Source organism: Pedobacter gandavensis (assembly GCF_032677645.1).
Taxonomy (GTDB): Bacteria; Bacteroidota; Bacteroidia; order Sphingobacteriales; family Sphingobacteriaceae; genus Pedobacter; species Pedobacter gandavensis_A.
Map to the genome: position 1 here is coordinate 16411 of NZ_JAVTSB010000002.1, position 26186 is coordinate 42596.

Below are 26186 nucleotides of genomic sequence, written 5' to 3' on the forward strand. Positions count from 1 at the left end.
AAGTATCTTCGGCTAAGATAATAAATAAACACACAAAATGCTTTGGCTTTATAATATAGGAATCTCTTTTTATGGATTAGTGGTGGGCGTATTTTCCTTATTTAATGAAAAGGCAAAACTGTTTATCAGGGGCAGATCCCAGCTTTTCCATCAGATAGAAAACACACTTGATCCTGCGAAAACAAACATCTGGTTTCATTTCGCCTCCCTTGGCGAATTTGAACAGGGAAGACCTGTTTTGGAAAAGATTAAAGAACAGTATCCGGCTAAGACTATAGTGATCACTTTTTTCTCTCCTTCGGGCTATGAAATCAGGAAAAACTATGCCCTTGCAGCGGGTGTTTTTTACCTGCCATTAGATACTGCGTCGAATGCCAGAAAATTCATTGCGGCAATCAAACCTGAAATCGCCATCTTCACCAAATACGAGTTTTGGTATCATTATTTCAACGTATTAAACCAGCAAAACATACCCTTATATATCATCTCCGGAATTTTCCGTCCGGACCAGCTATTTTTCAAATGGTACGGTTCCTTTCATCGGAAGATCCTGAGTTTCGTCACGCATTTTTTTGTGCAAAACCAACAGAGTGTCGACTTATTAAAAACCATCCAGCTGGAGAACGTGAGTCTTAGCGGGGATACCCGTTTCGACCGTGTTGCAGAAAACGCAGCATCGCCAAAAACGATTCCCGAAGTCGCAGATTTCTGCGGATCAAATCCGGTATTTATTGCCGGGAGCAGCTGGCCGGCCGACGAGCGTTTGATTGCTGGCCTGGTTGCGCAACATCCAGACTGGAAGTTCATCATTGCACCACATGAAACAGATGCCCAACATATCGAAGAAATCAAAAAACTTCTTCCCACAGCCCTTACCCATTCTTCCTTATTAAAAGAGCAGCACACCGATCTCTTAAAAACACAGCACAGCGAGGCTCAAACCTTAATCATAGACAACATCGGCATGCTTTCTTCCTTATATCAATATGGTACGATTGCTTATATCGGTGGCGGATTTGGCGTAGGCATTCACAACACCCTGGAAGCTGCTGCATTTGGAATCCCTGTTATTTTTGGACCTAAGTATGCTAAATTTCAGGAGGCCAAAGACCTCATTGAGCTGGGTGCGGCCATTAGTATTGAAACAGAAAGCGATCTTTCTACCGCTTTTCTAAAATTCCAAAAGAATGCAGCCGCGGGAAAGATCGCTCAGAAATATGTGGCGGATAAGACCGGTTCTACCCGACAAATCCTGGATTATATCAGTCGTAATTTTTAATTCTTTACCATAGCAACCAGTGCTTCGATAAATTTAGGGTCATCATTTAAGCTGGCTACCAATTGAACCTCTTCACCGCCAAGGGCTCTGAATTCTTCATGGTACTCCACGCTAACCTCATAAAGCGTTTCCAGACAATCGGCCACAAAAGCCGGACAAAATACCAATAGTCTTTTTTTACCTTTTCCGGCAAGGTCTTTTAAAACATCGCTGGTATAAGGTTGTACCCATGGTTCTTTACCCAATCTCGATTGAAAACAAACGGAATATTTTTCAGCAGGGATGTTCAGTTTTTTAGCGATCAATCTGGCGGTATCGTGGCATTGTGCAGAATAGCAAAACTTGTTAACATCTGTCAGAGTGCTACAGCAATCGTCTTTTTTCAGGCAATGTTGTCCGGTATGGTCACATTTCTTTAATTGTCTTTCCGGCAGGCCGTGAAAACTAAATAAAATCTGATCATAGCTTTCCGGCTGATACTTTTGTGCATTTTGAACGAACGTGTCGATCATCAATTCATTATCATGAAAAGAGTTAATGAAGCTGATTGGCGGAACAGTTTGCCATTTGCTCACCAGTTCCATCACTTTTTGCATCACAGAGCCTGTACTTGCAGAAGCGTATTGCGGGAACAAAGGAATCACCTGAATACTTTCTACCAGGCCTGCTTTCAATCTGTCTAAACCGGCATCGATAGAAGGATTCTGATAACGCATAGCCAGTTCTACCTGATATCCATCACCCAATTTCTCCTGAACCATTGCTGCCTGAATTTTACTGAAATACATGAGCGGCGATCCGTTTTCGTCCCAGATTTCTTTATATAATTTAGAAGTCTTAGGGCTACGGAAGGGAACGATAATTCCTTTCACTAATAAAGTTCTTTGAAAAGCGTTGATATCAATCACGCGCTCATCCATCAAAAACTCGTCAAGATATCTTCGTACATCACTTACTTCCGGACTATCCGGAGTTCCTAAATTTACCAGCAGTATGCCCTTTTTTCCCATAATTTTAGCAAAAATAATTAATCAATTGATTATAACCCCGTATCTCTAAGGGGAAAATCAATAATTACTTTTTAATGATGTTATAATGTATTAATAAGATTCTAAACTTGATTTCACCTGTTCCATTAGCCACATTGGTGTGGAGGTAGCCCCGCAGATTCCCACTTTATCATTTGCAGAAAACCAGTTCAGGTCAATTTCTTCCACATTGGAGATAAAGTAAGCATTGGGATTGAACTTTTTGCAGACATCGTATAAGACCTTACCGTTGGAAGATTTCTTACCGGATACAAAGATGATCTTATCAAAATCTACCACAAACTTCTCTAAATCGCCATAACGGTTAGAAACCTGGCGACAAATCGTATCATTTGCTTTCACTTCATAGCCCCTACTCAGCAACTCATCTTTGATGTGGTAAAACTTATCCGTGCTTTTGGTGGTCTGACTATACAAGGTGAATTTGGCAGGTAAATCTACGTTATCCAATTCTGCAAGGTCTTGAAACACGATTGCTTTCCCATCTGTTTGCCCTTGTAAACCGATAACTTCCGCATGGCCGTGTTTTCCGAAGATCAGAATCTGCTCCTCATCGTCATGCGAATTTTTAATCCTGTTTTGAAGTTTTAAAACTACCGGACAAGAGGCATCGATTAAGATCAGCTGATTTTCCATGGCCAGCTTATACGTTTCCGGAGCTTCCCCATGTGCCCTGATCAAAACCTTTTCATTTTTTAAAGTCAGCAGCTGTTCATGGTCGATGATACGAAGACCTTTAGCAGTTAAACGCTTCACTTCTTCATCATTGTGTACAATGTCTCCAAGGCAATACAGGTAATCCTCATGATCCAGAATATCTTCTGCCATGTCGATTGCATATACTACTCCAAAACAAAAACCTGATGCTTTATCTATCGTAACGGCTAAATCGTATTTCATAATTAATTGTATGGAACCTATTGAAGCTACAAAATTACATAAAAAGAGTTTGATATGCTATTTCTTCGGTTTAAGAACTGTAAGGAAGCGGTTCCAGCAGTGGTTAAGCAGCAACCAGGTGAGGCTGATCATTTGAAAAGGGTGGTACAAAATGTATGGAAAAGGCTTTTGGGCGGATAAGTAAGCGATCATCATTCTGGATAAAAAGATGAGACCAAAAGGCAGTACCAGAAATACCGGTGCTAAATTTAGCAACATCACGATAGGCCCGGCAATCACCAATGCCAGATAACCTAAGCCTACGATGGGTTGATTACTGAAATTGAGCATCAAACGTTTAGCGAAAACCGGAAGATCAAGGGTTGATGCTTCCTGGTAAATCAACTTATTTCCCAGCAACAGATCCGTTTTTAACTTTTCCTGTTTCAGGGCTTTCATCATTTCTATAGCGGCCTCCGTAGCGTCTTTACCTCTATGATCCCATTCGTAGCGTTGATAAACCGCAGCATCAAAGAATAAACAGGCCCCGTTAGCCATGGCAAAAGCCGGATGATTGATCAGCCGCACCAATCTTAAAGGGAATAGGTTTAACAAAACAAAATCGCTTAAGGGATAAATACAGCGGGCTAAAAAGCCGGAAATTTTAGGTGTTGGGATCACACTGAGCATGGCCAGATTAAAAACGGTACTCCGGTAAACCAGGCTTTTTATAAAACCCTTTTCAAGGATGGTATTCGCTTCGAGAAACAGCAGGTAGTTACCCTTAGCTTTTGCCGCCACATCAGGGCCATCAGCCGACTGAATCAGTACCTCATAATTCTGGTAATCCTGTGCGGCAATACTGGCCATCAGCTTTTCTGCTTCCTGTTTTTCTTGCAGCACGTTAACTACGATCACTACCTTCCCCGTAAAGGAGCGGCCATAATTCCCCATTTTAGGATTAGAAAGAAAATTAAACAGGGTAACTGAAAAACGCAGGACTAAAAATACGAGTACAATGTAGAGGAAAAAAATCATGCAGATTTTTTACTTTGTTTATGAATGGCTTCGTTATAATGTTTGTTATATTCTCTTTTCAGCAACTGTAAGCTGATGTACTCTTCCGCTACCCAGGCACAGAGATAACTTTTAGCTATCGGCTTCCTTTTGTCGAAATAATCAGTCAGGGTTGCAGAGAACACAATTTGAAACTTCTTCTTAGAGGCATTGATCAATTGCATCACGCCCTTTTCAAATGAAACATTATTGACATAACTGGTGTACAACCTTCCCTGAGGAAATAAAAGCACGAGATTCTTAGGATTGTCTAAGAGTTGTCCGGCATGAATCAGCGTTTCCACCACATCCTTACCTCTGGGTTTCGAAGCAAAAGCCCCCAGATATTTTAAGTACCATTGTCGCTGGTAATCTTCTTCCGTGACCAGCACATGAAAATCCTTTTTAAAGACAACCTTATTCAATTGAAACATTAAGAAACCATCCCACCAGCTAAAATGATTGGCAAGAAGCAATATTGCCTCCTCCTCCTTCAGCTGAAGCCGATCATAAGTATAGCTGGAAAAGTCCTTCTTAATGATATAAGCGATATACCAGGAAAAGAATTGAAAGATTAAATTGCTTTTGCGGGAAGGGTACATAGCTCTAAAATGAGAAAAATAACCCTTAAATGCAAGACTAACTTAAATAAACACGGTCTTCTTCACCTTCCACATCAATCACTACATCAACATGTTCCTTTAAAACGGTAGCCATCTGAAGGCCAACAAAATCCGTTGCAATAGGGAATATTTTATGACTTCTATCGACCAGTACTACAGTTCTGATCTTTTTATGCGGGGTATTCAGGAAAACGCCTAATCCGTAAGCCAATGTTTTACCACTATTGAGTACATCATCTACTAAAATGATCACTTTATTTTTCCAGTGACTTTCATCCAGATCTGTATTGGCAACCAACTTACTATTTAAGCGATCCAGCTCAATCTTCAACATCGTAATCTTCAGATCGGAAATCTTAGCCAATACTTTCTTTAGTCGCAGGGCAACTTTATAGCCACGGTCCCATATCCCAGCCAATACAATTTCCTTTTCATTCAGGTTATCTTCCAATATCTGATAAGCAATCCTGTTAATCTTTTGTTGTATCTGCTTTTTATCAAGAATAAGCAATTGAGATTCTGCCATTTGTTATTTCGTAGTTTATACTACAAAAAGAACGATTTTAAGGGGCATATTCAAATATTTAAAAAATAAAATAGAAATTCTGCAACGTTTAGCCAGGGATCGCGTCTAATCCCTGTAACCATAACTATAAATCGCCATGAAAAGCACCTTCCTATTTAAGACAGCCTTACCTGTACTCCTTGCATTTTCGTTAAATACGATCACTGCAAAGGCACAGCAAAATAAAAATATTGCCTTAACGAACTTCAGTGAGGTCACCGTTTCCAGTGGTATTGATCTATACCTGACCCAGAGCAATTCTGAAAATATTAAAGTTAGCGCCAGTAAAGAGCTTTTAGAAAATGTGGTGATTGAGAAAAGTGGCGCTTCACTAAACATCAAATACAAGGATAATCAGGGCTGGGGCAGAAAATTTAAAGGCCAGAGCATCAAAGTATACGTCAACTATAAAAACCTGACTAGCATTACGGCCAGCGGAGGTTCTGATGTTTTCGGGCAGAACACCCTAAAAACACCAAAATTAAACTTACGCGTTTCTGGCGGTTCAGATGTCACTTTAGACATCTTAGCGGATGATTTACAAGTGACCACGAGTGGCGGAGCAGATGCGAAGCTTAAAGGAAAAGTGAAAAACATGATTGTTCAGACCAGCGGTGGCAGCGATGTTGATGCTTATGAGCTAATCAGCGACTATGCCAAAGTAACTGCCAGTGGCGGTTCAGACGCAAATGTATATGTAAACAAAGGATTGGAAGCGAGTGCCAGTGGTGGTAGCGATATCAACTACAAAGGAGATGCAGCCTTGAATAAAACATCCTCCTCAAAAAGCGGAGATGTAACTCATATCAAATAATTTAGACCATTAGTTTTTAGTTATCCCTACACAGGTAGTTCCTGGTAGGGATTTTTTATGATCTTTTATTTCTTATATGGGTAGTAAATGAAATTTGCGCCTTCCGGAACAATCACAAATACACACATAAATTCTTGTGGTTTTTTATAGCTTTTCAAGAATAGTGCTTTCTTTTCAGGATTAATAATCCCTTTCTGCACAAACTCATCTAAAGTAGAAGCCTGAATAGTCCAATCGGTATTTAGTTCCGTTTTGTCCAGGATCATCTCCCCTATGGAAACCGTATGTTGGTGTGCAACAAAGATCGGATGCGTAGAAATCCCTTCATTGAGAATTGCAATGGAAACCTCTTTGATAGAATCTGAATACAATTCCAGGTCTTTCTCTAAGCTCAACAGCGGACTTATTTTCTTTTTCTCCTCAGATTTTCCTTCCGGATCCTGCAGCGGTAATAATTCTTCAATATCCATTTTTATCTCTAATTTTCTTCTGCTACTTCTACAGGCTTCAGACCGGTAAACTTTAACAAGACTACGTTTTCAACATGTTGTGTATGTGGGAACATATCAACCGGTTTAATACGCACTACTTCATATTTCTCTTTTAACAAGGCTAAATCTCTCGCTTGCGTAGCTGCATTACAACTTACGTAGACGATTTTCTCCGCTTCCATTTCTAACAATCTTGACACTACATCAGCATGCATCCCTGCTCTTGGTGGATCAGTGATCACCACATCAGGCTTACCATGTGTTCCAATAAAGTCAGTTGTTAAAATATCTTTCATATCACCTGCAAAGAAGGTGGTATTGTTGATTCCGTTTAAATCAGAGTTGAATTTAGCATCTTCAATAGCCGTAGGTACATATTCTACGCCGATAACCTGCTTTACACTACCTGCCACAAAGTTGGCAATCGTACCGGCACCAGTGTATAAATCGTAAACCAGTTCGTCTCCGCTGAAACCAGCAAATTCTTTTGTGATTTTATACAATTCAAGCGCCTGGTTAGAGTTCGTCTGATAGAATGATTTTGCACCGATTTTGAATTTCAGGCCATTCATTTCTTCGAAGATATGGTCTCTACCTGCGTAGGTAATCACATCCTGATCGAAAATAGTATCATTTTTCTTCTGGTTGATGATGTATAAAAGAGAAGTCACTTCAGGGAAGGTAACTTTCAGGTATTCCATCATACCGTCTACCTGTGTTTGTTCCACATAAGCAAAAACAACCACCACCATTACTTCACCTGTTGAAGAAGTACGGATGATCAGGTTTCTTAAGCTACCTTCATGGTTACGCAGGTCATAGAAGCTCATGTTATTTTCCAAAGCATAACTTCTCACTTTATTTCTCAAAGAGTTAGAAGGTTCTGCCTGTAAATAGCAATGCTCGATGTCTAAAATCTTATCAAAACGCAGGGGAACGTGAAAACCTAAAGCATTCATTTCCATTTCTGCCTTTTCAGGAGAAGGTACTGTTTCTACCGCTTCGGTTTGAGTTTCGTTTTCAGCAATTTCATCAGCTGCCACTTCTTCTTCGATAACCGGCATATCTGCCTTATTTAACCAGCGCTTATTAGAGAATGTATACTCTAACTTATTTCTATAGTATTTGTTTTCTGCTGATCCTAAGATCGGCTCCATTGATGAAGTATCAATTTTAGCCAGTCTTTGTAAAGCCGCTTCTACGTTTTTTTGTTTAAATGTCAGCTGCGCGCTATACTCCATGTGTTGCCATTTACAGCCACCACAAGTACCGAAATGCTGGCAGAACGGGTCTGTTCTCAGCTCAGATTTTTCATGTATAGTTTCAATTACAGCCTCAGCAAAATTCTTTTTCTTTTTTACGATACGCACATCAACGACATCGCCGGGTACAGCTTTATCCACAAATACCACCAATTCATCTGCTTTACCTACTCCCTTGCCTTCTTCAGCAATATCAATGATACTTAAATTGGGGATAATGGTTACCGTTCCGGATTTTCTATTTCTACTCATTATGCCGCAAATTTAAGTTTTTTTTCATTGCCTTGTAAATGTTTTTCAATGACTGGCAAAGCGGAACTGTAAAAACTAATTTTAGGACATACGATTTCCATGAGGCTGGAACAGCCAATTTAACAAGAAATCTAAATGTTATCTTTTACTTATCAAAAACACGCAGGATAAAACCAAAAACGCCTTCAACGAGATTAAAGCTCATGTCAAACTTCTCATCAACCAAAACAGAAATTTCTAAAACCTCTTTACTCATTGTCTTATACGTTGATAACTAGCCTAATTTAACAATTTCCATACCAAATACCAAAACGGTATATATTATCAATCTCCTATTTTTGAGTAGCAGCCTTTCCGCGCTTCCACCAGATCAAAAATCCGGTGACCGGTAATCCCGCAGCAATCAATCCGGCAAAAAAGGCCAGAATTTTTCCGGTAATGCCCAGTACGCTTCCGGTATGCAGGTCGTAATTGAGGGCAATCAGTTTATCCCCGGCAGACAGCTTTTCAAAACTTAAACCTTTGAGCAAAAGCTGACCGCTATACCTGTCGAACCGGTACTGTTGACGGTCGTACATATGCTTTTTGTCCGGATAAGCAGAAACGTTGACCGTTCCGCTTTTGGCGGCAGGGAAATTAAATAAGAAATAGGCCGTTTCAGGGGAAGCTTTTAAAGCCTGATCCATAATCGGGTCCATCGGAATCAACCCCGGCAATTGCGTGGTATCAGAAAACACCTTTACTTTCTTTTCTGTGGTTAATTCAAAAGACCACATCAATCCAGTTAATGCGATGATCATCAAGACCAGGAAACTATAAAAGCCGAAAACATTGTGCATATCGTAGTTCAGTCTTTTAAACTTCGCATTCCATTTAACCTGGAAACTTTTCTTCAGCTGTTTCAGCTTCCAGTTTTTCGGCCACCAAAGGACAATTCCGGAAAGCAATAAAATCACAAAACAAACCACCGACCAGCGGATGATAAAATGACCGACCAGGTCTCCCAACAGCAAATTCATGTGAAAAGCCAGCACCACCGTAAAAAACTCTGCTTTTGCATTCTCCTGAAACACCACTTTACCGGTATAAGGATTAAGGTAAACCTTATCAAAATACTGGTAATAGTTCCAATAACCGAAAGCCTTTTTATCGACTTTCAAGGCCCGGAACATATACGTACGGCCGGGAGCCTGGGAAAGTTCTGCGCGTGAAATTTTATGGTCTTTACCTATCGCCTCTACTGCGATTGGCAACAACACACTTAATGGCAAACGCGATTTCCCCGGTTCCACATACAAGCGGTCTTTATAAACCAGGTCTTTTATTTCGTACTGAAAAGCATAAGTAGCCCCCGTTATCCCCAATATAAACACCACCAGCCCGGAAGATAATCCGAGCCAGAGGTGTATTTGTCTAATTACTTTTTTAAAATCTGAACGTGACATTTGCAGCAAAAGTTCTTGGCATTTGTGGGCTCAACACCCCCTGACCTGTAAAATATAATTCATCCGCCAGGTTGTCCACTTTAAGTCCCAACCTATATTTTGGCTTGTCGTAAAACACCGTAGCGGTTGCCATCACATAGGCAGGCAAAATAAACACGCCTGTTTTTGCAGAGTTCCCCGTTAAGTGTTTCCCGATATAATTGACCCCGGTACCCAATCCCAATCCTTTCAATTGACCATGCGGTATGGCATAACTAAGCCAGGAATTGATCAGTGTTGCCGGGCCAGCGCCAGCTGGTCTGCGACCTTCCAATGCAGGGTCCGCATTCAGCATTTTGCTATAATTATAGCTGTATCCAGCGATGATGTTTAAACCTTCAATAGGATTGGCAATCAGTTCCAGTTCTACACCCTGACTCTTCTGCGTACCATTTTGTACGGTAATCAGGTAATTCTTCCCATTCACTTCCGTCATCTCCGTGTATAACGTATTCTCCACTTTAATATCATACAGACTGGCCGTAAAACTCAGCTTACCATCAAAAAGATCCGTTTTTACCCCGGCTTCAAACTGATTGGCATGTTCCGGTTTAAAAGTCCCGGAAGCGCCGGAGCCCTCTGGCTGTGTGATTGGCGCTACATTACTAAAGCCATTCATATAATTCCCAAACAGGGAAACCCGATCTTTCAGCAACTGGTATACCAGGCCTAACTTAGGTGATACTGCCGTTTGCATAAATACGCCGGTACGTTTCCCATCATTCAGATTCAAAGTACCTTTATTCTGAAAACGGTCCACCCGAAGACTCAACATCGTGATCAACCGATCCGTAACATTCAATACATTCGAGGCATAAACGCTGTAAACATTGTTTTCTGCCTTGTTCCTGCTGGGTAATAAAGTACTTGCAGCCAGTTTGGCCTCCACAGCTGCGCGCGAAATATTGAAGTAATTCGGATCCGCAGGGTTTGTTCCACTGATGTTGTCGAATACGATATTCGGAGAATTGTTGTTATGAATCGTCTGATTTAAATAATCTAAACCAACCACCATCCGGTTCCGCAGGCCAAACAGCTTGAAATCGCCATTAAAATTCTGCTGTAAATCTGTAGCTGTGTTTTTTGAATCCTGCAAAGAGATCGTACGCTCCAAAAACTCATCTGATGTTGCGCCACGCATAAATTGATATTGGTAGAAACCGTCTGATTTACGGTTATTTCCCGAGACAATAGTTTGTGAAGTCCATTGATCGGACAGCTTATAATTCACCTGCCCTTTAATATTAAAGGTTGGATTTTTCATCGTCAGGTCCTTACTGGTATATGAACGCTTCCAGTCGAAATGTAACTCTTCAGGCCTGGTGGCCATAAACTGACGCGTTCTTGGCAAAAAGATCACCGCCGGACTGGTGCTTTCCAGGTGGGAGAAGCTCGCATTTACGCTCACATTCAACCTTTCATTGAACCTGTATTCTAAGACTGGTGCCACAAAAACCGACTTCCTGAAACCCACATCCTGAAAACTGTTCTGATGCTGATAAGCCGCATTCATTCGGAAAAGAAGTTTCTTGTCTTTCGTTACCGGGCCGTAAACATCCGCAGAAAAACGGTTTAAGCCATAACTACCGGTGGTATAGCTGAGTTCCCCGCCTAAAGTATCTACAGGTTTTTTAGTCACAATGTTGATCAATCCGCCAAAAGAAACCACTGAAGCCCCAAACAAAGTTCCTGATGGACCTTTGATCAGCTCTACGCGCTCAATATTGGCCGGATCTATCTCGCCATTGGTTTGCGAAGGCACCCCATCAGCTAAAGCCGCCTCTACACGAAAACCGCGCATACTGTAAAAAGTAGCACCGCCCGTATTGATGCCTCTGCTCCCCTGGATTTTATAGACCCCAGGGCTATTTTTTAGCGCCATACTAAACTCCGTAACCATCTGTTCATTCAGTAATGCTTTCGGAATTGTGGTATAAACCTGTGGATTCTCCAGATTACCCAGTGGCATTTTTGCCGAGGTGGTTGTTTTCTTTACGGAAAACTTATTGATCCCTCCACCATTGATCACTACTTCATCCAGCTGCTCATTACTTTCCGCCAGGGTAAAATTGACGGAAACAGTTTCCCCAGCTATCACTTTTACCTCTTTCTGTTGAGCTGCCAATCCTACATAGGTAGCAATCAGCTTATAGGTTCCTGCTTCGAGATCTTTCAACAGGTAGTTCCCTTTTGAGTCTACCTGCACACTTTTTAATCCTTTGATCCCTACGGTCACAAACTCCGCAGGTTTTCCGTCTTTGGTTTTCACACTTCCCTTGATACTCCCTTTAGCTCCGGAAGTTTGTATCGTGATCTGTGTCCCATTAACGCTTAACCCTTTCAGCTGGCTCCCCAGTAATTCGGACAAAGCTTCATTCAGCGTCTTATTGTTAAAGTTCAGGCTTCGTTTTTTTTGTAAATCCAGTTGGGTACTGCTATAAGAAAATTGTACACCTGTAGCATCAGCAAGCACTTTTAATGCCTCGCTAAGGCTCACATTGTTCAGTTGTAGGGTCACTGGTTTTTCTAAAACCGACTTTTGCTGCGCATAGCTACTAGAGGGCAGATATAATATACTGAAAATGAATAGCAGTAATTTTACAAATTGTTTCTTTGGGGTACATCCTTTGTACATACTTTTGTTTGTTGTTAAATTGATGATGAGTTGATTTTTCAATAGCCCGGTGTGAAGTTGGCCGACTGAAACCGGGTTTATTTATAGACTAGTTTTGGGGATGATCAATAAAAGATAAAAGTTTGCTGGTCCTGCCTGTAATTGAATTTTACCGCAAAGCTCATACTTTCCAGTACCTGATTTAAGGTTGGATTCTTAAAATTACCGGTATAGCGTTCTTTAGCCAGCGCTGTGTTGCTGATCTTGATTTTCACATTATACCAGCGTTCCAGCGTCTCTGCAACTTCCGCTATCGTTAAATTATCAAGAAGGAGTTCGTTATTTTTCCAGGCGATGTATGCTCCTGTCTCTGCCTCCAGGGAGATCATCATTCGTGCTGATGGTGCAGATTGTTCAAAAACGCCGCGACGATTGGCAGTAAGGATAATTGGTTGTCCTCCGCGTTTCCCGGTAAAACGAACCTTTCCTTCAGCTACTACTACTGATGTACTGCTTTCGCTACCCAATGCCCGTAGGTTAAATCTGGTTCCTAATACCTGGACATTTGTTTTTGCGGTATGGATGACAAAGGGTTTTGATGGATCTTTAGCGACCTCGAAATAGCCTTCCCCGGAAAATTCCAGTTCCCGCTGCTTCCCTTCAAAACTTTCCGGAAAACGTAAAACGCTTTCAGAATTCAGCCATACCAGCGTTCCATCAGGTAACGTTACCTGTAACTTCTGCCCCTTTTTCGCTTTTACCATTTTATAAGCCGGTACCGCTTTAGCATGATGGAGCCCCTCCCGATTCAGCGCATAAAGCGTCGCTATACTGACGAAAACCAGGAAACAAGCGGCAAGCTGTAAAATACGGCGGTAATTGTTCCATTTAAAGGATTGGCTTGCCAGAGCTGGAATCGCCAAATTGTAACGACCAGCAATCTTCTTCCATCCTTTATCCTGCAAAGCAGTCAGATTTACCTGTGTTGGATAACTCATTTCTACCTCATCCGATTCCAGCCATTGTGCAATAGCCTCCTGTTCTTCCGGATTACATTGCCCCTGGTGATAACGTTCAATAAGTTCTTTAGTAATCTGCATAGTTATCGGGCGCTTTTAGCTGCCCATATATACTAAGCTGGATAAGTCGGGTTTTCTCCTGGGTCAATTTTGAAAATAAAACCGTTTATTTCATAACTAACTGTATTCCTGCAAATTATTTCTCAAATAATTCATAGCCTTGTACAGGTGGTATTCTACAGTTTTTTCTGAAATCAATAAGAGGGAAGCGATTGTTTTATTGTTTTTGCCTTGATCCTGGCTTAAACGGTACACTTCCCGACATCTGCAAGGTAACTCAGCCACCAATTGGTTGAGGTTCCCATTTAGTTCATTAAAGAAAACCTGCTCTTCTGTACAGTTTTTTGATCCGCAAATGCTTTTTAAGGCGCAATTGATATGCTCCCTATGGCTGTTGCTGGTCCGTAGATAGTCGAAGGCCTCCAGCTTTGCTGCCCGGTGTAAATATTGCTCAATCGTAGTTTTCAGGATGATTTTTTTCCGGCGTTCCCAGATGGAAGCGAATAAATCCTGACTAATCTCCTCCGCAATTTCTTCATCACGGGTATAATGAAAGATGATGCCATACACACTTTTCCAGCAATCTCTATACATAAGCGCAAAAGATTGCTCATCAATTTGATGTATATTCGTGGAAGTATGTCGATCCTGACTTGATGGAGATCCGGGCACAATGATTAATTTTGCTCAAAGCTAATTAATTACCTGGAACCAGTCTAAATAAAAGAATAATTTTATCAAATAGTTCTATTCCTGTACTTGTTTTGACAAGTAAGCTATCGGGGCCAATCCCTGGCCTTTCCCCGGTGTTGGCGGGGCCTTGACGGGCAGGGAAGCCCATCAACTCCGGCTCAAAATACCATCAGTCCTGCTGCAAATCAGCAGACCATACCATCCCTACCAAACCGCAGCAGCATATCTTTTTAAAATCAAGAAAGCAAGGGCAAAAAGAAAGCCCTCCCGAATGATTCAGAAGGGCTATATAACTATAGAATTCAGATCAGGTTTCCCTGTATCTCTACATATTAATCTTTACAAGGCTGCTTTCACCAGGAATGGCAGCAGTTCTTTTTGGAAGCTCACAAAGTTCTTTCTCACATCAGAATCACTCACCGAAGTAAAGGCAAAGGAGAATACGATGCTTTTGCTTGCTTTCAGTAAGAAGGCAAGTCCTTCTTTGCGGGAAGGGTTATTTTTGAAATGATCCAGTTCCAGGTAGGCAGAAAGTAATAATGATTCCAGCTGATCCGACAGGTGTTTCAAGAATTCCTGAGAGTTTGCATTCTCTCTGACGAAATCCCAACCTATAAATTCATTACAAACGGTATAGGTTAGCCTGCAAGTCTTCATTACCAATGCGGTAAGGTGTTCTTCTTCATTAGAAAACTGCGCCTTATTCTTTAGAATTTCGTGAAGGTTGGTATCCAGATAATCCATTAAAATGGCATCCAGCACCTGCTCCTTACTCTCAAAATACTTATATATGGTCGCTTTGGCTATTCTGGCTTTCTTCGCAATTTCGTTTACACTTGTTTTGTGGTACCCGTATTTTCTGAATAATTCCTTAGCAGCCCTGATTATACTTTCTTTAATTTTCTCTGGTTCCATCAATTAGATACGTTTATCAACCCATCGCTTCCAATAGAGGTGCGATATACCTTTAAATAACGAACAGCCGGCGCTTTCTGCGGACTTCCGTCAAGCAGTAAAAACTTGGCACCACTGCAAGGATCAGTAGCCGTAATGAGGTTATCATCCGGTACTACTTTACAGCGTTGGTCAGGGTTTACTGAACTACATTGATCAAAAGCGACATAACCGGATGGGCCTTGTTTAATAATCATTAAACCTGCTACTCCGATATTAGGTACCACTAGAATACCACTCTTTGCCTTGATGCTAAATTCTGCTTCAGATATCCGGTAATTGACCAGGACATTCGGGATATATACCCCATTATCCTTACCACAGCCTACAAATAGGAGTAAGATGACAAATGCGCCGGTTATCTTTTTGATCATTCAGATTATATCAACGATGTTTTATATTGTTTCAAAAAGCGTGCATCATTCTCTGAGAATAACCTCAGGTCTTTGATTTCGAATTTTAAGTTAGCGACACGTTCGATTCCCATTCCGAAAGCGAAACCGCTAAATTTCTTCGAGTCGATACCACAGTTTTCTAATACATTAGGATCTACCATACCGCAGCCCAGAATCTCTACCCAGCCACTTTGCTTACACAACTGACATCCGGCACCTTTACAAATGGTACAAGAAATGTCCATCTCAGCCGAAGGCTCTGTAAAAGGGAAGTAAGAAGGGCGGAAACGTACTTTTGTTCCTTCACCATATAATTCCTGTACAAAATAGAATAGTGTTTGCTTTAAATCTGCGAATGATACATTCTCATCAACATACAAACCTTCTATCTGGTGGAAGAAACAGTGTGCTCTTGCAGAAATTGCTTCGTTACGATATACACGCCCTGGCATGATGGCTCTGAATGGCGGTTTTCCTTCTTCCATCATTCTCACCTGAACAGAAGAAGTATGGGTACGCAAAGCGATATCCCCTTTTTCTCCACCTTTCCTAATAAAGAAAGTATCCTGCATATCACGTGCCGGATGCTCTTCAGGGAAGTTTAATGCAGAGAAATTATGCCAATCGTCTTCAATCTCCGGACCTTCCGCAACAATAAAACCTAATTTATTAAAGATTTCTACGACTTCTCTTCTCACCAATGCCAGTGGATGACGGGCACCGATCTCGAAACCTTCACCAGGTAACGTCAGGTCTAAACCCAGATCTTTAGTCGTTTCAGTAACTTCAGTTTGATCTTTAAGCGTTTGGTATTTAGCTTCCGCTAATTGCTTAAACTCGTTTAAAACTTTACCCAGGACTCTTTTTTCCTCAGGTGAAACAGCTTTAAACTCATCAAAAATATCTTTGATGATTCCTTTGGTACCAAGGAATCTGATGCGGAATTGCTCTAACTCATCAGCGTTATCCGTAGAAAACGCATTTATTTCAGCAGTATATTGTGTTATCTTCTCTTGTAACATGAGGCCAAATATACAGCTAATTATATAATATTTTTATAATCGCTGAGTCCAAAAATGAACTTGAATAGGATGTCCGTGTAGAAATTGGACTCAGCGATTAAGTTTTAGATTACACCAAGTGCTTTACCTACTTTCGTAAATGCAGCAATCGCTTTATCTAAATGGTGTTGCTCATGAGCAGCAGAAAGCTGTACGCGGATTCTCGCTTTGCCTTGTGCCACTACAGGATAGTAGAAACCAACTACATAAATGCCTTCTTCCAGCATTTTAGCCGCAAATTCCTGCGCCAGTTTAGCATCATAAAGCATTACCGGAACAATCGGGTGAACACCTTCTTTGATATCGAAACCAGCTTCAGTCATTTTCTTGCGGAAATAAACCGTGTTGCTTTCTAATTTATCTCTTAGATCAGTAGTCTCACTTAACATATCTAATACTGCAACAGAAGCACCTGCAATTGCCGGAGCCAATGTGTTAGAGAATAAATATGGACGTGAACGCTGACGTAACATGTCAATAATTTCTTTTTTACCAGCAGTAAAACCACCTGATGCACCACCTAGTGCTTTACCTAAAGTACCAGTAATGATGTCTACTCTGTCCATTACGTTAAAATGTTCGTGAGTTCCACGACCGGTTTTACCGATGAAACCAGTACAGTGTGATTCATCAATCATCACTAAGGCTTCATATTTATCTGCTAAATCACAGATTTTATCTAATGGAGCGATTACACCGTCCATAGAAAAAGCACCATCAGTAACGATGATACGGTGTCTTGCATCTTTAGCCGCAATTAATTGTTGCTCCAGATCAGCCATATCTGCATTTTTATACCTGAAACGTTTTGCTTTACACAAACGCACACCATCAATGATAGACGCATGATTCAATTCATCAGAGATGATTGCATCCTGGTCATTTAAAAGCGGTTCGAAAACACCACCATTCGCATCAAAAGCCGCAGCATATAAAATGGTATCTTCTGTACCTAAGAATTTAGATAATTTCTCTTCTAACTCTTTATGTACATCCTGAGTACCACAGATAAAACGAACTGATGACATCCCGTAACCGTATTTATCAATGGCTTGTTTAGCCGCTTCCGTTACACGTGGATCAGAAGATAATCCCAAATAGTTGTTTGCACAGAAGTTGATCACTTCCTGGCCAGTACTAATTTTGATATCTGCACCCTGTGGGGTTACAATCACACGTTCACGTTTAAATAAACCGTCTTTTTCTATTTGCTCCAATTCTTGTTGAAGAACAGGTTGTAATGTTTTATACATACTATTATTTGCTTGTTGCAACCAAAGTTATAAAAATATCGTCTACCCCGAACAACCTTGTTCAATACCCTTTAACAAACTTTAACAAAAGTTTGCTGTTAACTAAGAATACTTACCCGATATTTAGGCTTTAATCCATCTATGAAGAGAATCCAACTCACGCTTTTACTGATACTTGTGGCAACCAGCGCCCTATTTGCTCAGGATTTTAAATTAAAAGGAAATATTAAAGATACAAACGGAGAAGTCGTTCCTTTTGCCTCTGTTTATGTGAAGAACACTACAAAAGGTACTTCGGCCAATGTCGATGGTATCTACGCACTCTCCCTTCATCAAGGTGCTTTTGTGATTGTTTATAAAGCGATTGGTTATAAAGCCGTCGAAAAAAACCTCAGTATTACCGAAGAAACCACTGAAAACGTGGTCTTAACACCAGAGTCTTATACCCTGTCCGGCGTCACCATTGATGGAAATGCAGAAGATCCAGCTTATGAAATCATCCGCCAGGCGATCAAAACCAGGAAACAACACCTGACTGAAGTCCCGGCTTATACCGCAGATGTCTATATTAAAGGCGTACAGAAATTAGTTGGCGCCCCTAAAAAATTCTTCGGAAGAGACATTCAGAAAACTTTAAACCTGGATACCAACAGAAGAGGAATCCTTTACCTATCGGAATCTACCTCTATATTTTCGTTCGAACTTCCGGATAAAATACATGAAGAGATGATCTCTTCTAAAGTAGCGGGCAGGAACAATGCTTTTAGTTTCAATAAAGCTTCAGATCTGATCATCAATTTCTATCAGAACATACTTTTAGAAAACACCTTGAGCGCCCGTGGATTTGTATCACCGATTGCGGATAATGCCTTATCTTTTTATACATATAAGCTCCTGGGTGTGGCTACTGAAAACGGAAATACCGTCAATAAAATCCAGGTGATCCCAAAAAGAGCTTTTGATCCCGTGTTTAGCGGTGTCATTTACATCATAGACGATACCTGGAACCTGGTGAATGCCGATGTGTACCTGACCAAAAGCTCAGGCATCAACTTAATTGATACGCTGAAAATCTCCCAGCAATTTCTAAAGGTCGAAAATGCCTATATGCCTTCTAACATCAATTTCCAGTTTAACGGAGATGTATTGGGCTTTAAATTTGAAGGGTATTACGCGGGTGTTTACAGCAATTACGACATCCACCCTAAATTTCCTAAGAACTATTTTAACGGGGAGATTTTAAAAGTGACCAAAGCGGTTAATAAGAAAGATTCGCTATTCTGGTTAAACAACAGACCGATCCCACTTACCGCTGAGGAAAGTCGGGATTACATCCGGAAAGACAGCATTGCTGCGCTAAAATTATCGAAACGCTACCTGGATTCCTTAGAAAAAGAAAACAACAAACCGGGCCCATTTAAACTCCTCATTGGTGGTTATACCCTAAACAACCGCTATGATAAAAAAAGTTTAAGGTTTGATCCGATCTTACCGGCCTTATTATACAATACGGTAGAAGGCTTTGGTATGAAGTATGGCGTCACTTATACGAAACGCCTGGAGTATGGCGAATTTTATCAGATCAGGCCGGAAGTACGCTATGGTTTATCCAACAATGAACTGACCGCCTCCCTGAGCGGAACTTACTATTATGACGCCGTTAAACGCGCCAGCATTTCGGCCAGTTTCGGTTCCGGGATCTTCGACCTGAATAATCTGGGAACCATGAGTTTATTAGGAAACTCAGTCAACTCCCTGCTTTTTGAAACCAATTACTCCAAATTTTATAAGAAAGAATTTGCGAACATCGGAACCAGCAGAGAATTAACCAATGGCTTAATGGGAAGTATCAGGGTTAATTACACGAAAAATCACAACCTGGTCAATACCACCAGTTTCACAATAAGGGACCTAAAAGAAGAAGCATTCACGTCCAATAACCCTTTTAGCCCAGATACAGAAACACCTTTATTCCCTACCTACGAATCCTTCACTATAGATGCGTCCTTAAAATATACCTTCGGACAAAACTACATGACGATGCCGGATCAGAAAATCTACCTGCCATCGAAATACCCAAGCATCAGTTTATCTTATAAAAAAGGGATCAAAGGAGTAATGAGTAGCGATGTGGATTACGACCTGATTACTGCGGAGATTTTCCAGGACAGGATTAGCTCCGGATTATGGGGCTATACTACCATAGTAATCGGTGCTGGTAAATTCTTAAACAACAAGCAAATCTATTATCCGGAGTTCAAGCATTTCAGAGGTAATAACTCTTTGTTTGGCTTACCAAATATAAGGAAATTCCTATTCCTTGATTTCTACCTGTTCAGTACAGACCGCGAATATTTCGAAGCACATTTTGAACATAACTTCTCCGGCAGGTTTAGCAGTAAAATACCTATCCTGCGTAAGTTAAAGTTGGAAGAATTGGTTGGCGTGAGCTACCTGAGTCAACCTTTAAAAAGAAACTATACGGAGTTTTACTTCGGGTTACAACGCCTGATCTTCAGAGCCGCTTATGGTTTTGCTTATGACGGTAATAAAAGAATCAATCATGGTTTTAGATTCTCTTACGGATTCTAAAGACCTCTGCTTTTAAAAAGCCTGCCTGTACTTTTTTTAGTATAGGCAGGCTTTTCTGTTAAACAGGTATCAACTCCTGTTGATGCAGGATGCTCATGATCAGTTCAGGTGGGAAATACCGGTAATCCTTATTCTTAATGGTAACCTCTACGGGCAGCACTTTCCAGCCCTCATCCCCTACGATCCGGAGCTCATGAATCACATGAACACATTCGAGCAGTTTCTCCAGATGTTCGTGCATCGGAAAGGAAACATGGCCGTTTTCGCATTCATCAGCCATTGGCGTCTTCGCAAGGCTATAAAACATCACCATATCCAGCTCATCCTGCCATTCCGCTAAAGATTTATAAAGGAATAGCTTTTCAAATACCAACCTGACATTGTTGACTTCCTCGTCCTCTAATACCCGGCAGTATTTCATTTTATCATTTTTCATTCTTTTGTCTACCTCAATAAAGCCTCCCCTTCTCCACATGCCATTAGTTTGAAATAGTGGATTTCCTTCCTTAATCAGCAGGTCAATGTTTTCATTTTTCTGAATCAGCCAGGCCATTTCCAGAAAGCGTGTCAGTACCTGATGGACGCTAATCTGCCTCGAAGCCTCATGGGTTTTCCCGTTTTTATAGGCCTCATTATTAAAGGCAAGCGCAAAAAACATCCGGAGCTCCTGTCTGAATAATTCCAGGTCTATAGACTCAAAGAACTCCTCCGCCACCAAAAGCGGGTTTTCTATCTCATCATCCTGCAAATACCGGAACCCGGGTATCCCCATCATGTCATACCTTCTTCTCATAATACATTTAAATTAATTTATAGTGCAACTGATAAACTTTAAAATATTATATTAGCTAAATAATTAACACAATTCTACGTATAATTAATCAAAAGACAAACTAATTTGCATAAAAATTAAAGCTATGAGGAAAAACATTTATACAGAGAGCGATCAAACCGGCGCCAGACTCAGGGAAATACGTTTCGCGAAACAAATGACCTTATTAGAATTCTATCTTCCCATCACGAAACACATTGGAAATTGCTCTTCCATAGAAAGCGGGAGAAGGAAAATCGGGAAAAGGCTGTCGAAAGACATCATGGATTTCCATAAAATCAACCCAAGATTCCTGAACACGGGCATGGGGGAGATGTTTTTAAAAGGATCAGAGGGAGATGCCAATTTGCCGCAACTGGAAGAAGGGGTGCCTTATTTTAATGTAAACCTTACTGAACTTACGGTAGGAAACCTGAATGTATTTCAGGAGCCACCGGAATACTATGTGAATTACCGTCCCTTTAATGATTGCGATGCTTACCTCCCCGTTTATGGAGATAGTATGTATCCCAAATTTACCAATGGGGAAATCATTATTGTCAAAGAGATAAAAAACAGGGAGATCATTCAATGGGGCGAGGCGTACCTGGTGATTACCGATGAAGTTTCTAACAACATCACCACCGTAAAATTGCTATTTCAGCATCCAGATCCGGAGCTGATTCTCTTACGTTCCTTAAATCCGGAGTATATCGGGGATACGGTATTGAAAAGGAAATCTATTAAACGGATATTTCTGGTAAAGGGCAAAGTGACCCGGAGTCATTTATAGAACTCCGGTTTTAATGGATGTAGATTTCCGGATTTACAGGGCATAAACTTCCGGATTTACCGGAAATGGAATCTCTTCTCCCTTTAGACCTGCGATCACATTTTTGGCCGCCAGGACAGACATGGCCGCGCGGGTTTCCTGTGTAGCAGAGCCAATATGCGGAAGTACGGATACATTGGGCAGCTTTAAGAGCGGATGGTCTGGTCTCATAGGTTCAGGGTTGGTGACATCCAATCCTGCGCCCCAGATCGTTCCTGCTTCCAATGCTTGTAACAAATCATCTTCCTGATGAATGGCCCCCCTTGCGGTATTGATAAAAATCGCGGAGGACTTCATCAGCTGAAATGCGGCCTGATCAAATTTTCCTTCCGTTTCAGGAGTTAAGGCGGTATGCACGGATACGACGTCACTTTGTTGCAGTAATGCTTCAAAAGGCAGCCATTTTGCACCCAACTCTAGTTCCGCAGCCTCATTTCTGGTTCTGTTGTGGTAAATCACTTTCATGCCGAAGGCTGCTTTACAGCATCTGGCCATTTCCAAACCTATTTTCCCCAATCCGAAAATACCAAGGGTCTTACCCCTGAGTTCTATCCCTAGATTAGCGGTAGGCTCAAAAAATCCCCAGTCGCCTTTTTCAATACTTTTATGTAGGTAAAATGCTTTTCTGGAAGTAGCCAGCATCAGCAAAAAAGCAGTATCTGCGGTGGCATTGCTCAATACGCCAGGCGTATTTCCAATGGGAATATTCAGGGCAGTAGCGGCTTCTATATCCACATGGTCGAATCCTACAGAATGCAAGGCAATTACTTTTAAATGTGCAGCAGCTTTCAGGAAATCAGCATCCAATCTCGTGCTTACACTCAAAAGGGCATCAGCTGTTGAACAGTTCAAGATTAATTCTTCCTGTGTTAATGCTCGTTTTTCTTTCCATTCCTGGATTTCAATTCCTGCTTCTGCTAATAATTTTCTGCCTTCTTCCGGAATTACCCGCGTTATAAATACCTTCATAAATATCATTTACTATATAAAATCAACAACCACTTCCCGCCAAATGTTCTGGAAATAAAAAAGGCGGTCCAAAACTGGAACCGCCCTTTCTGCTATCTTTAACGAATTAAAGACTAAGTTTCTTACGAATATCCGAAGGAAGACCTTTTTTATTTAACAGGAACGCTGTGGTTTTGAATTTCACAAAGTTCTTGCTTACATATAGGTAGCCTTTATAGTCGTTAGTTACACCCCATGAGTTTTTCACGATGTAATATTCTTTACCGTTTTGATCTTTCGCGATACCAGTAATCTGCATACCGTGATCATCAGTAGTTTTGTAGTTATCAAAAGCTTCCTGACGCATCTCTACTGTGATTTCTTTTTCTGGTTTAGGACCATTAAACATCGTAGTCTGCTCCTCTTTAGTCATGTTTTCGAAATCTTTTTCCGGAACAAAGGCAACACCATTTTTCCAGCTAAAGCCTTTTTCACTTACATCTGTAGCCCAGGCCACCGTGTAACCTTTTTTCAAGGCATTGTCGATCACCTTAGTGATGTCGTCCATTTGTACATTGTAAACCTGATCGTATGACCAGTTATCCGGCACCATCAATACTGCTTTAGAATAGTAAGGAGCTGAAGTGAAAGAAGAAAGTTCCACATAATCCGCTGGATTGATTCCTACCACTTCTTTAGCGAAAGTTTTTGGCGTATATTCTTTTCCTTCGAAAGTGAATTTCTCAGGAACTGCACCTAAACACGAATCGATAGTAGCGATGTATTTCTTTTTCCAGGAAGCATCAAACTTTCCTGATGGTGCATTTACTGCATTCTCAAGAATGGTTTTAGTCAGCTTGTTCATATCGTCAGATTTGTTCGCCGGAGTTCCGTAGTTTCTACCGTTATAAACTTCCTGTGGCAATGCGCCATATAAAGCGAACATATTGATTACATCATGACAAGCACCACCATCACCTAAAGTTAAGGCACCATGCATACGTACATAGTTGATTCCTTTTTCAATATAAGCATTACGGGCAGTGAAGATATCAGCAAGATCTACTGGTTTTTTACCTGCACGAATCATTTCTGATTCTAAGAATGAGTTGGTACTATAGCTCCAGCATGTTCCTGAAGACTTTTGATTTTTTACGTCAGTTGTTTCTGCATTGATCACTTCTGTAAAAGTGAAGCTGTTTTTACTGTCTTTACTGTGGTTGCTGTTCAAGGCATTTACCAGGTTGTCCTGAGCAAATCCAGTACCTGCGCTAAGTAAAAGGCCTGCGGCCAATAGCACTGGTTTCATAGAAATTTTGGTCATTTTGTATGTTTAAATTTAATCCGTCTCACAAATCACCCGCTGATTTATAATGACGAAGGCAAACTTAACAATATTCCAATAACCCAACAACAGCATAAAAACATTGTTACCTCATTTTTCTTTATTAACTTTGCAGCACGTTAAACGCTGTATGCAACAGTATCAATGCTGATATGAAAAAATTCAAGACCATACTTTATTATTGCTATAGTCCTATAGCAAACGCAGAACAATTTGCTGCCACACACCTTACTTTTTGTAAATCTTTAAACCTTGTAGGCCGTATTATCGTGGCTGATGAAGGTCTGAACGGTACCGTTTCGGGAGATTCAGCGGATGTGGATGCCTATATGGCGGCCATTCATGCCGACGAACGTTTTGCCAAAACAGAATTTAAGATCGACGAAGTTGAAGAACCTTCTTTCCTGAAAATGCACTGCCGTTATAAAGACGAGATTGTGCATTCCGGATTAAAAGATCCGAACATCATCAACCCAAATCAACGTACAGGTAAACACCTGGAGCCGGTAGAATTTCAAAAGATGATCAAGGAAGAGGATGTAATTATCCTTGATGTGCGTTCTAACTACGAACATAACTTAGGCAGATTTAAAAACGCCATTACCTTAGATATTGAAAACTTCAGGGATTTCCCGGAGCAAATCGCCGAACTGGAAAAATACAAAGACAAGAAAGTACTAACCTACTGCACAGGTGGTATCAAATGCGAAAAAGCATCTGCCCTCCTGTTACACCACGGTTTCAATGACGTATACCAGCTACATGGCGGAATCATCAAATACGGTAAAGAAGCCGGAGGAGAAGATTTTGACGGTAAATGTTATGTTTTTGACAACAGAATCGCAGTGGATGTGAACTCGGTAAACCCGAGTATCGTTTCTACCTGTTACTCTTGTGGTGTGGTTACTCCAAAGATGATCAACTGTGCAAATCCGGAATGTAATGAGCACATCACCCAATGTGATGCCTGTGGAGAAGAACTTCAAGGCTGTTGTTCTGTTCCTTGTACTACAAATCCAAGAAAACGTCCGTACGACGGCACCGGATACTACGTTAAAGTACCTCAACAGGTAAACGTTTCCACAAAATAACCAGCGAAGCTATTCCAGCTCGCTTTTAGCTATAAAAATCCCTACTTTACCTTCCGGAGAACCCGGATAGGTAAAGTATGTCTAAACCATTTGAAACCGATACACATGAAGCGATTTTACACCTTACTTTTCTTACTAACCCTCAGTTTCCACCTGGCTACGGCACAGCAAAAACCTGCTTTCTGGAAAGAAATACAAGAATTTAAACAGCAGGACAGTTTAGCTATGCCTGCAAAAAACGGGATCTTATTCGTAGGCAGTTCTTCTTTTGAAAAGTGGAAAGACCTGGAAACTGTTTTTAAAGCATACGGCGCGATCAACAGAGGCTTTGGTGGTTCTACCCTTGCCCAGGCCAATTACTATGTAGCAGATCTGGTATTTCCTTATGAACCCAGACAAGTGGTTATTTATAGCGGAGAAAACGACATCGCCATGGATGGCAAAAGTGCCTTAGAAACCATGAATCGCTTTGCCGCATTTTTTACCAACATCAGGAATAAATTCCCTAATGTTCCGGTTTTATATGTGTCTATCAAAAACAGTCCATCCCGGACTAAGTTTTCCGCAGCAAATGAGCATACCAATCTGCTGATTAAAGACTACTTAAAACACTATCCAAACACTAATTTTGTAGATGTAAACCGTAAAATGTTGCGTCATAAGGCCCTTAGACCGGAATTATTCCTGGAAGACCAGCTACATATGAAGCCGGAAGGATATGAAATCTGGATTAAAGAAATCACCCCTTACCTGATCAAATAAGC

The 26186-nt window shown here is 40.9% G+C and carries 25 protein-coding genes; 6 read left to right on the plus strand and 19 right to left on the minus strand.

All coding sequences use genetic code 11. The features are described from left to right. Nucleotides 1-37 precede the first annotated feature (37 nt). Complete coding sequence (locus R2Q66_RS03585) at nt 38-1279, plus strand: 3-deoxy-D-manno-octulosonic acid transferase (protein ID WP_316746633.1); 1242 nt, start codon at nt 38-40, stop codon at nt 1277-1279. Here the strand turns inward: R2Q66_RS03585 and hemH are convergent. From hemH to R2Q66_RS03610, 5 genes are all read right to left on the minus strand, one after another. Next, a complete protein-coding gene (hemH, locus tag R2Q66_RS03590) occupies nt 1276-2289 on the minus strand; it encodes a ferrochelatase (RefSeq protein ID WP_316746634.1) in 1014 nt (337 codons plus the stop codon). The genes R2Q66_RS03585 and hemH overlap by 4 nt on opposite strands. Nucleotides 2290-2379: 90 nt before the next feature. Next, nucleotides 2380-3228 carry a 4-hydroxy-3-methylbut-2-enyl diphosphate reductase gene (locus R2Q66_RS03595; protein WP_316746635.1) on the minus strand — a complete coding sequence of 283 codons (849 nt, stop codon included), beginning with the start codon at nt 3226-3228 and terminating at the stop codon, nt 2380-2382. A 57-nt stretch (nt 3229-3285) separates the two neighbouring features. Continuing rightward, nucleotides 3286-4245 carry a hypothetical protein gene (locus R2Q66_RS03600; RefSeq protein ID WP_316746636.1) on the minus strand — a complete coding sequence of 320 codons (960 nt, stop codon included), beginning with the start codon at nt 4243-4245 and terminating at the stop codon, nt 3286-3288. Then, nucleotides 4242-4865, minus strand: coding sequence for a 1-acyl-sn-glycerol-3-phosphate acyltransferase (locus R2Q66_RS03605; RefSeq protein WP_316746637.1), 624 nt, complete (start codon nt 4863-4865; stop codon nt 4242-4244). The genes R2Q66_RS03600 and R2Q66_RS03605 overlap by 4 nt, the downstream gene beginning before the upstream one ends. A 37-nt stretch (nt 4866-4902) precedes the next feature. Beyond that, nucleotides 4903-5412, minus strand: coding sequence for a phosphoribosyltransferase family protein (locus R2Q66_RS03610; protein WP_182961830.1), 510 nt, complete (start codon nt 5410-5412; stop codon nt 4903-4905). A gap of 136 nt (nt 5413-5548) precedes the next feature. On the opposite strand from R2Q66_RS03610, the gene R2Q66_RS03615 reads away from it, so the two are divergent. Beyond that, nucleotides 5549-6265 (plus strand): head GIN domain-containing protein, encoded by a 717-nt coding sequence (locus R2Q66_RS03615; protein ID WP_316746638.1) that lies wholly within the window; start codon nt 5549-5551, stop codon nt 6263-6265. 65 nt (nt 6266-6330) lie between these two features. On the opposite strand, the gene R2Q66_RS03620 is transcribed toward R2Q66_RS03615, so the two are convergent. The 11 genes from R2Q66_RS03620 to kbl form a co-directional block, all read right to left on the minus strand. Further along, nucleotides 6331-6735 (minus strand): hypothetical protein, encoded by a 405-nt coding sequence (locus tag R2Q66_RS03620; protein ID WP_316746639.1) that lies wholly within the window; start codon nt 6733-6735, stop codon nt 6331-6333. Nucleotides 6736-6743: 8 nt separating this feature from the next. Further along, a complete protein-coding gene (gene rlmD, locus R2Q66_RS03625) occupies nt 6744-8270 on the minus strand; it encodes a 23S rRNA (uracil(1939)-C(5))-methyltransferase RlmD (protein WP_316746640.1) in 1527 nt (508 codons plus the stop codon). Between the two features lie 145 nt (nt 8271-8415). Continuing rightward, nucleotides 8416-8526 carry a phenylalanyl-tRNA synthetase subunit alpha gene (locus R2Q66_RS03630; protein WP_182961826.1) on the minus strand — a complete coding sequence of 37 codons (111 nt, stop codon included), beginning with the start codon at nt 8524-8526 and terminating at the stop codon, nt 8416-8418. Nucleotides 8527-8602: 76 nt separating this feature from the next. After that, the gene (locus R2Q66_RS03635; protein ID WP_316746641.1) at nt 8603-9715 is read right to left on the minus strand and encodes a PepSY-associated TM helix domain-containing protein; all 1113 of its coding nucleotides are present in this window, start codon (nt 9713-9715) and stop codon (nt 8603-8605) included. After that, nucleotides 9696-12431, minus strand: a complete 2736-nt coding sequence (locus R2Q66_RS03640; RefSeq protein ID WP_316746642.1) for a TonB-dependent receptor — start codon at nt 12429-12431, stop codon at nt 9696-9698. The genes R2Q66_RS03635 and R2Q66_RS03640 overlap by 20 nt, the downstream gene beginning before the upstream one ends. Nucleotides 12432-12493: 62 nt before the next feature. Continuing rightward, nucleotides 12494-13468 (minus strand): FecR family protein, encoded by a 975-nt coding sequence (locus R2Q66_RS03645; protein WP_316746643.1) that lies wholly within the window; start codon nt 13466-13468, stop codon nt 12494-12496. A 96-nt stretch (nt 13469-13564) separates the two neighbouring features. Next, a complete protein-coding gene (locus tag R2Q66_RS03650; protein WP_316746644.1) occupies nt 13565-14041 on the minus strand; it encodes a sigma-70 family RNA polymerase sigma factor in 477 nt (158 codons plus the stop codon). Between the two features lie 438 nt (nt 14042-14479). Continuing rightward, the gene (locus R2Q66_RS03655; RefSeq protein ID WP_265843108.1) at nt 14480-15055 is read right to left on the minus strand and encodes a TetR/AcrR family transcriptional regulator; all 576 of its coding nucleotides are present in this window, start codon (nt 15053-15055) and stop codon (nt 14480-14482) included. Continuing rightward, nucleotides 15055-15468, minus strand: a complete 414-nt coding sequence (locus R2Q66_RS03660; protein WP_316746645.1) for a hypothetical protein — start codon at nt 15466-15468, stop codon at nt 15055-15057. The genes R2Q66_RS03655 and R2Q66_RS03660 overlap by 1 nt, the downstream gene beginning before the upstream one ends. A gap of 5 nt (nt 15469-15473) precedes the next feature. Continuing rightward, on the minus strand, nt 15474-16511 hold the full coding sequence (gene pheS / locus R2Q66_RS03665) for a phenylalanine--tRNA ligase subunit alpha (RefSeq protein ID WP_316746646.1): 1038 nt from the start codon (nt 16509-16511) through the stop codon (nt 15474-15476). A gap of 104 nt (nt 16512-16615) precedes the next feature. After that, on the minus strand, nt 16616-17803 hold the full coding sequence (gene kbl, locus R2Q66_RS03670; RefSeq protein ID WP_265843111.1) for a glycine C-acetyltransferase: 1188 nt from the start codon (nt 17801-17803) through the stop codon (nt 16616-16618). Nucleotides 17804-17944: 141 nt separating this feature from the next. Between kbl and R2Q66_RS03675 the strand changes: the two genes are divergently transcribed. Further along, nucleotides 17945-20395: a DUF5686 and carboxypeptidase regulatory-like domain-containing protein gene (locus R2Q66_RS03675; RefSeq protein WP_316746647.1), complete on the plus strand. Its 2451-nt coding sequence runs from the start codon at nt 17945-17947 to the stop codon at nt 20393-20395. A gap of 58 nt (nt 20396-20453) precedes the next feature. Here R2Q66_RS03675 and R2Q66_RS03680 read toward each other — a convergent pair whose 3' ends face one another. Further along, entirely contained in the window at nt 20454-21188 is a 735-nt protein-coding gene (locus R2Q66_RS03680; RefSeq protein ID WP_316746648.1) for a hypothetical protein, read from the minus strand. A gap of 124 nt (nt 21189-21312) precedes the next feature. Here R2Q66_RS03680 and R2Q66_RS03685 point away from each other — a divergent pair, with 124 nt between their 5' ends. Further along, nucleotides 21313-21999 (plus strand): helix-turn-helix transcriptional regulator, encoded by a 687-nt coding sequence (locus tag R2Q66_RS03685; protein ID WP_316746649.1) that lies wholly within the window; start codon nt 21313-21315, stop codon nt 21997-21999. A gap of 33 nt (nt 22000-22032) precedes the next feature. Here R2Q66_RS03685 and R2Q66_RS03690 read toward each other — a convergent pair whose 3' ends face one another. Together R2Q66_RS03690 and R2Q66_RS03695 are read right to left on the minus strand one after the other, a co-directional pair. Then, nucleotides 22033-23007 carry a D-glycerate dehydrogenase gene (locus R2Q66_RS03690; RefSeq protein WP_316746650.1) on the minus strand — a complete coding sequence of 325 codons (975 nt, stop codon included), beginning with the start codon at nt 23005-23007 and terminating at the stop codon, nt 22033-22035. A gap of 106 nt (nt 23008-23113) precedes the next feature. After that, nucleotides 23114-24310 carry an aminopeptidase C gene (locus tag R2Q66_RS03695; protein WP_316746651.1) on the minus strand — a complete coding sequence of 399 codons (1197 nt, stop codon included), beginning with the start codon at nt 24308-24310 and terminating at the stop codon, nt 23114-23116. Between the two features lie 173 nt (nt 24311-24483). Here R2Q66_RS03695 and R2Q66_RS03700 point away from each other — a divergent pair, with 173 nt between their 5' ends. Together R2Q66_RS03700 and R2Q66_RS03705 are read left to right on the plus strand one after the other, a co-directional pair. Further along, on the plus strand, nt 24484-25422 hold the full coding sequence (locus R2Q66_RS03700) for a rhodanese-related sulfurtransferase (RefSeq protein WP_316746652.1): 939 nt from the start codon (nt 24484-24486) through the stop codon (nt 25420-25422). Between the two features lie 105 nt (nt 25423-25527). Next, nucleotides 25528-26184 (plus strand): GDSL-type esterase/lipase family protein, encoded by a 657-nt coding sequence (locus tag R2Q66_RS03705; RefSeq protein WP_316746653.1) that lies wholly within the window; start codon nt 25528-25530, stop codon nt 26182-26184. The last annotated feature ends 2 nt before the right edge of the window (nt 26185-26186 follow it).

Coding starts and splice junctions, on each gene's coding strand:
- R2Q66_RS03680 (WP_316746648.1), bottom strand. CDS start 21,188: ATGAGAAGAAGGTATGACATGATGGGGATACCCGGGTTCCGGTATTTG.
- R2Q66_RS03675 (WP_316746647.1), top strand. CDS start 17,945: ATGAAGAGAATCCAACTCACGCTTTTACTGATACTTGTGGCAACCAGC.
- R2Q66_RS03620 (WP_316746639.1), bottom strand. CDS start 6,735: ATGGATATTGAAGAATTATTACCGCTGCAGGATCCGGAAGGAAAATCT.
- R2Q66_RS03690 (WP_316746650.1), bottom strand. CDS start 23,007: ATGAAGGTATTTATAACGCGGGTAATTCCGGAAGAAGGCAGAAAATTA.
- rlmD (WP_316746640.1), bottom strand. CDS start 8,270: ATGAGTAGAAATAGAAAATCCGGAACGGTAACCATTATCCCCAATTTA.
- R2Q66_RS03595 (WP_316746635.1), bottom strand. CDS start 3,228: ATGAAATACGATTTAGCCGTTACGATAGATAAAGCATCAGGTTTTTGT.
- R2Q66_RS03650 (WP_316746644.1), bottom strand. CDS start 14,041: ATGTATAGAGATTGCTGGAAAAGTGTGTATGGCATCATCTTTCATTAT.
- R2Q66_RS03630 (WP_182961826.1), bottom strand. CDS start 8,526: ATGAGTAAAGAGGTTTTAGAAATTTCTGTTTTGGTTGATGAGAAGTTT.
- R2Q66_RS03700 (WP_316746652.1), top strand. CDS start 24,484: ATGAAAAAATTCAAGACCATACTTTATTATTGCTATAGTCCTATAGCA.
- R2Q66_RS03635 (WP_316746641.1), bottom strand. CDS start 9,715: ATGTCACGTTCAGATTTTAAAAAAGTAATTAGACAAATACACCTCTGG.
- hemH (WP_316746634.1), bottom strand. CDS start 2,289: ATGGGAAAAAAGGGCATACTGCTGGTAAATTTAGGAACTCCGGATAGT.
- pheS (WP_316746646.1), bottom strand. CDS start 16,511: ATGTTACAAGAGAAGATAACACAATATACTGCTGAAATAAATGCGTTT.
- kbl (WP_265843111.1), bottom strand. CDS start 17,803: ATGTATAAAACATTACAACCTGTTCTTCAACAAGAATTGGAGCAAATA.
- R2Q66_RS03685 (WP_316746649.1), top strand. CDS start 21,313: ATGAGGAAAAACATTTATACAGAGAGCGATCAAACCGGCGCCAGACTC.
- R2Q66_RS03645 (WP_316746643.1), bottom strand. CDS start 13,468: ATGCAGATTACTAAAGAACTTATTGAACGTTATCACCAGGGGCAATGT.
- R2Q66_RS03705 (WP_316746653.1), top strand. CDS start 25,528: ATGAAGCGATTTTACACCTTACTTTTCTTACTAACCCTCAGTTTCCAC.
- R2Q66_RS03585 (WP_316746633.1), top strand. CDS start 38: ATGCTTTGGCTTTATAATATAGGAATCTCTTTTTATGGATTAGTGGTG.
- R2Q66_RS03695 (WP_316746651.1), bottom strand. CDS start 24,310: ATGACCAAAATTTCTATGAAACCAGTGCTATTGGCCGCAGGCCTTTTA.
- R2Q66_RS03605 (WP_316746637.1), bottom strand. CDS start 4,865: ATGTACCCTTCCCGCAAAAGCAATTTAATCTTTCAATTCTTTTCCTGG.
- R2Q66_RS03660 (WP_316746645.1), bottom strand. CDS start 15,468: ATGATCAAAAAGATAACCGGCGCATTTGTCATCTTACTCCTATTTGTA.
- R2Q66_RS03615 (WP_316746638.1), top strand. CDS start 5,549: ATGAAAAGCACCTTCCTATTTAAGACAGCCTTACCTGTACTCCTTGCA.
- R2Q66_RS03655 (WP_265843108.1), bottom strand. CDS start 15,055: ATGGAACCAGAGAAAATTAAAGAAAGTATAATCAGGGCTGCTAAGGAA.
- R2Q66_RS03610 (WP_182961830.1), bottom strand. CDS start 5,412: ATGGCAGAATCTCAATTGCTTATTCTTGATAAAAAGCAGATACAACAA.
- R2Q66_RS03600 (WP_316746636.1), bottom strand. CDS start 4,245: ATGATTTTTTTCCTCTACATTGTACTCGTATTTTTAGTCCTGCGTTTT.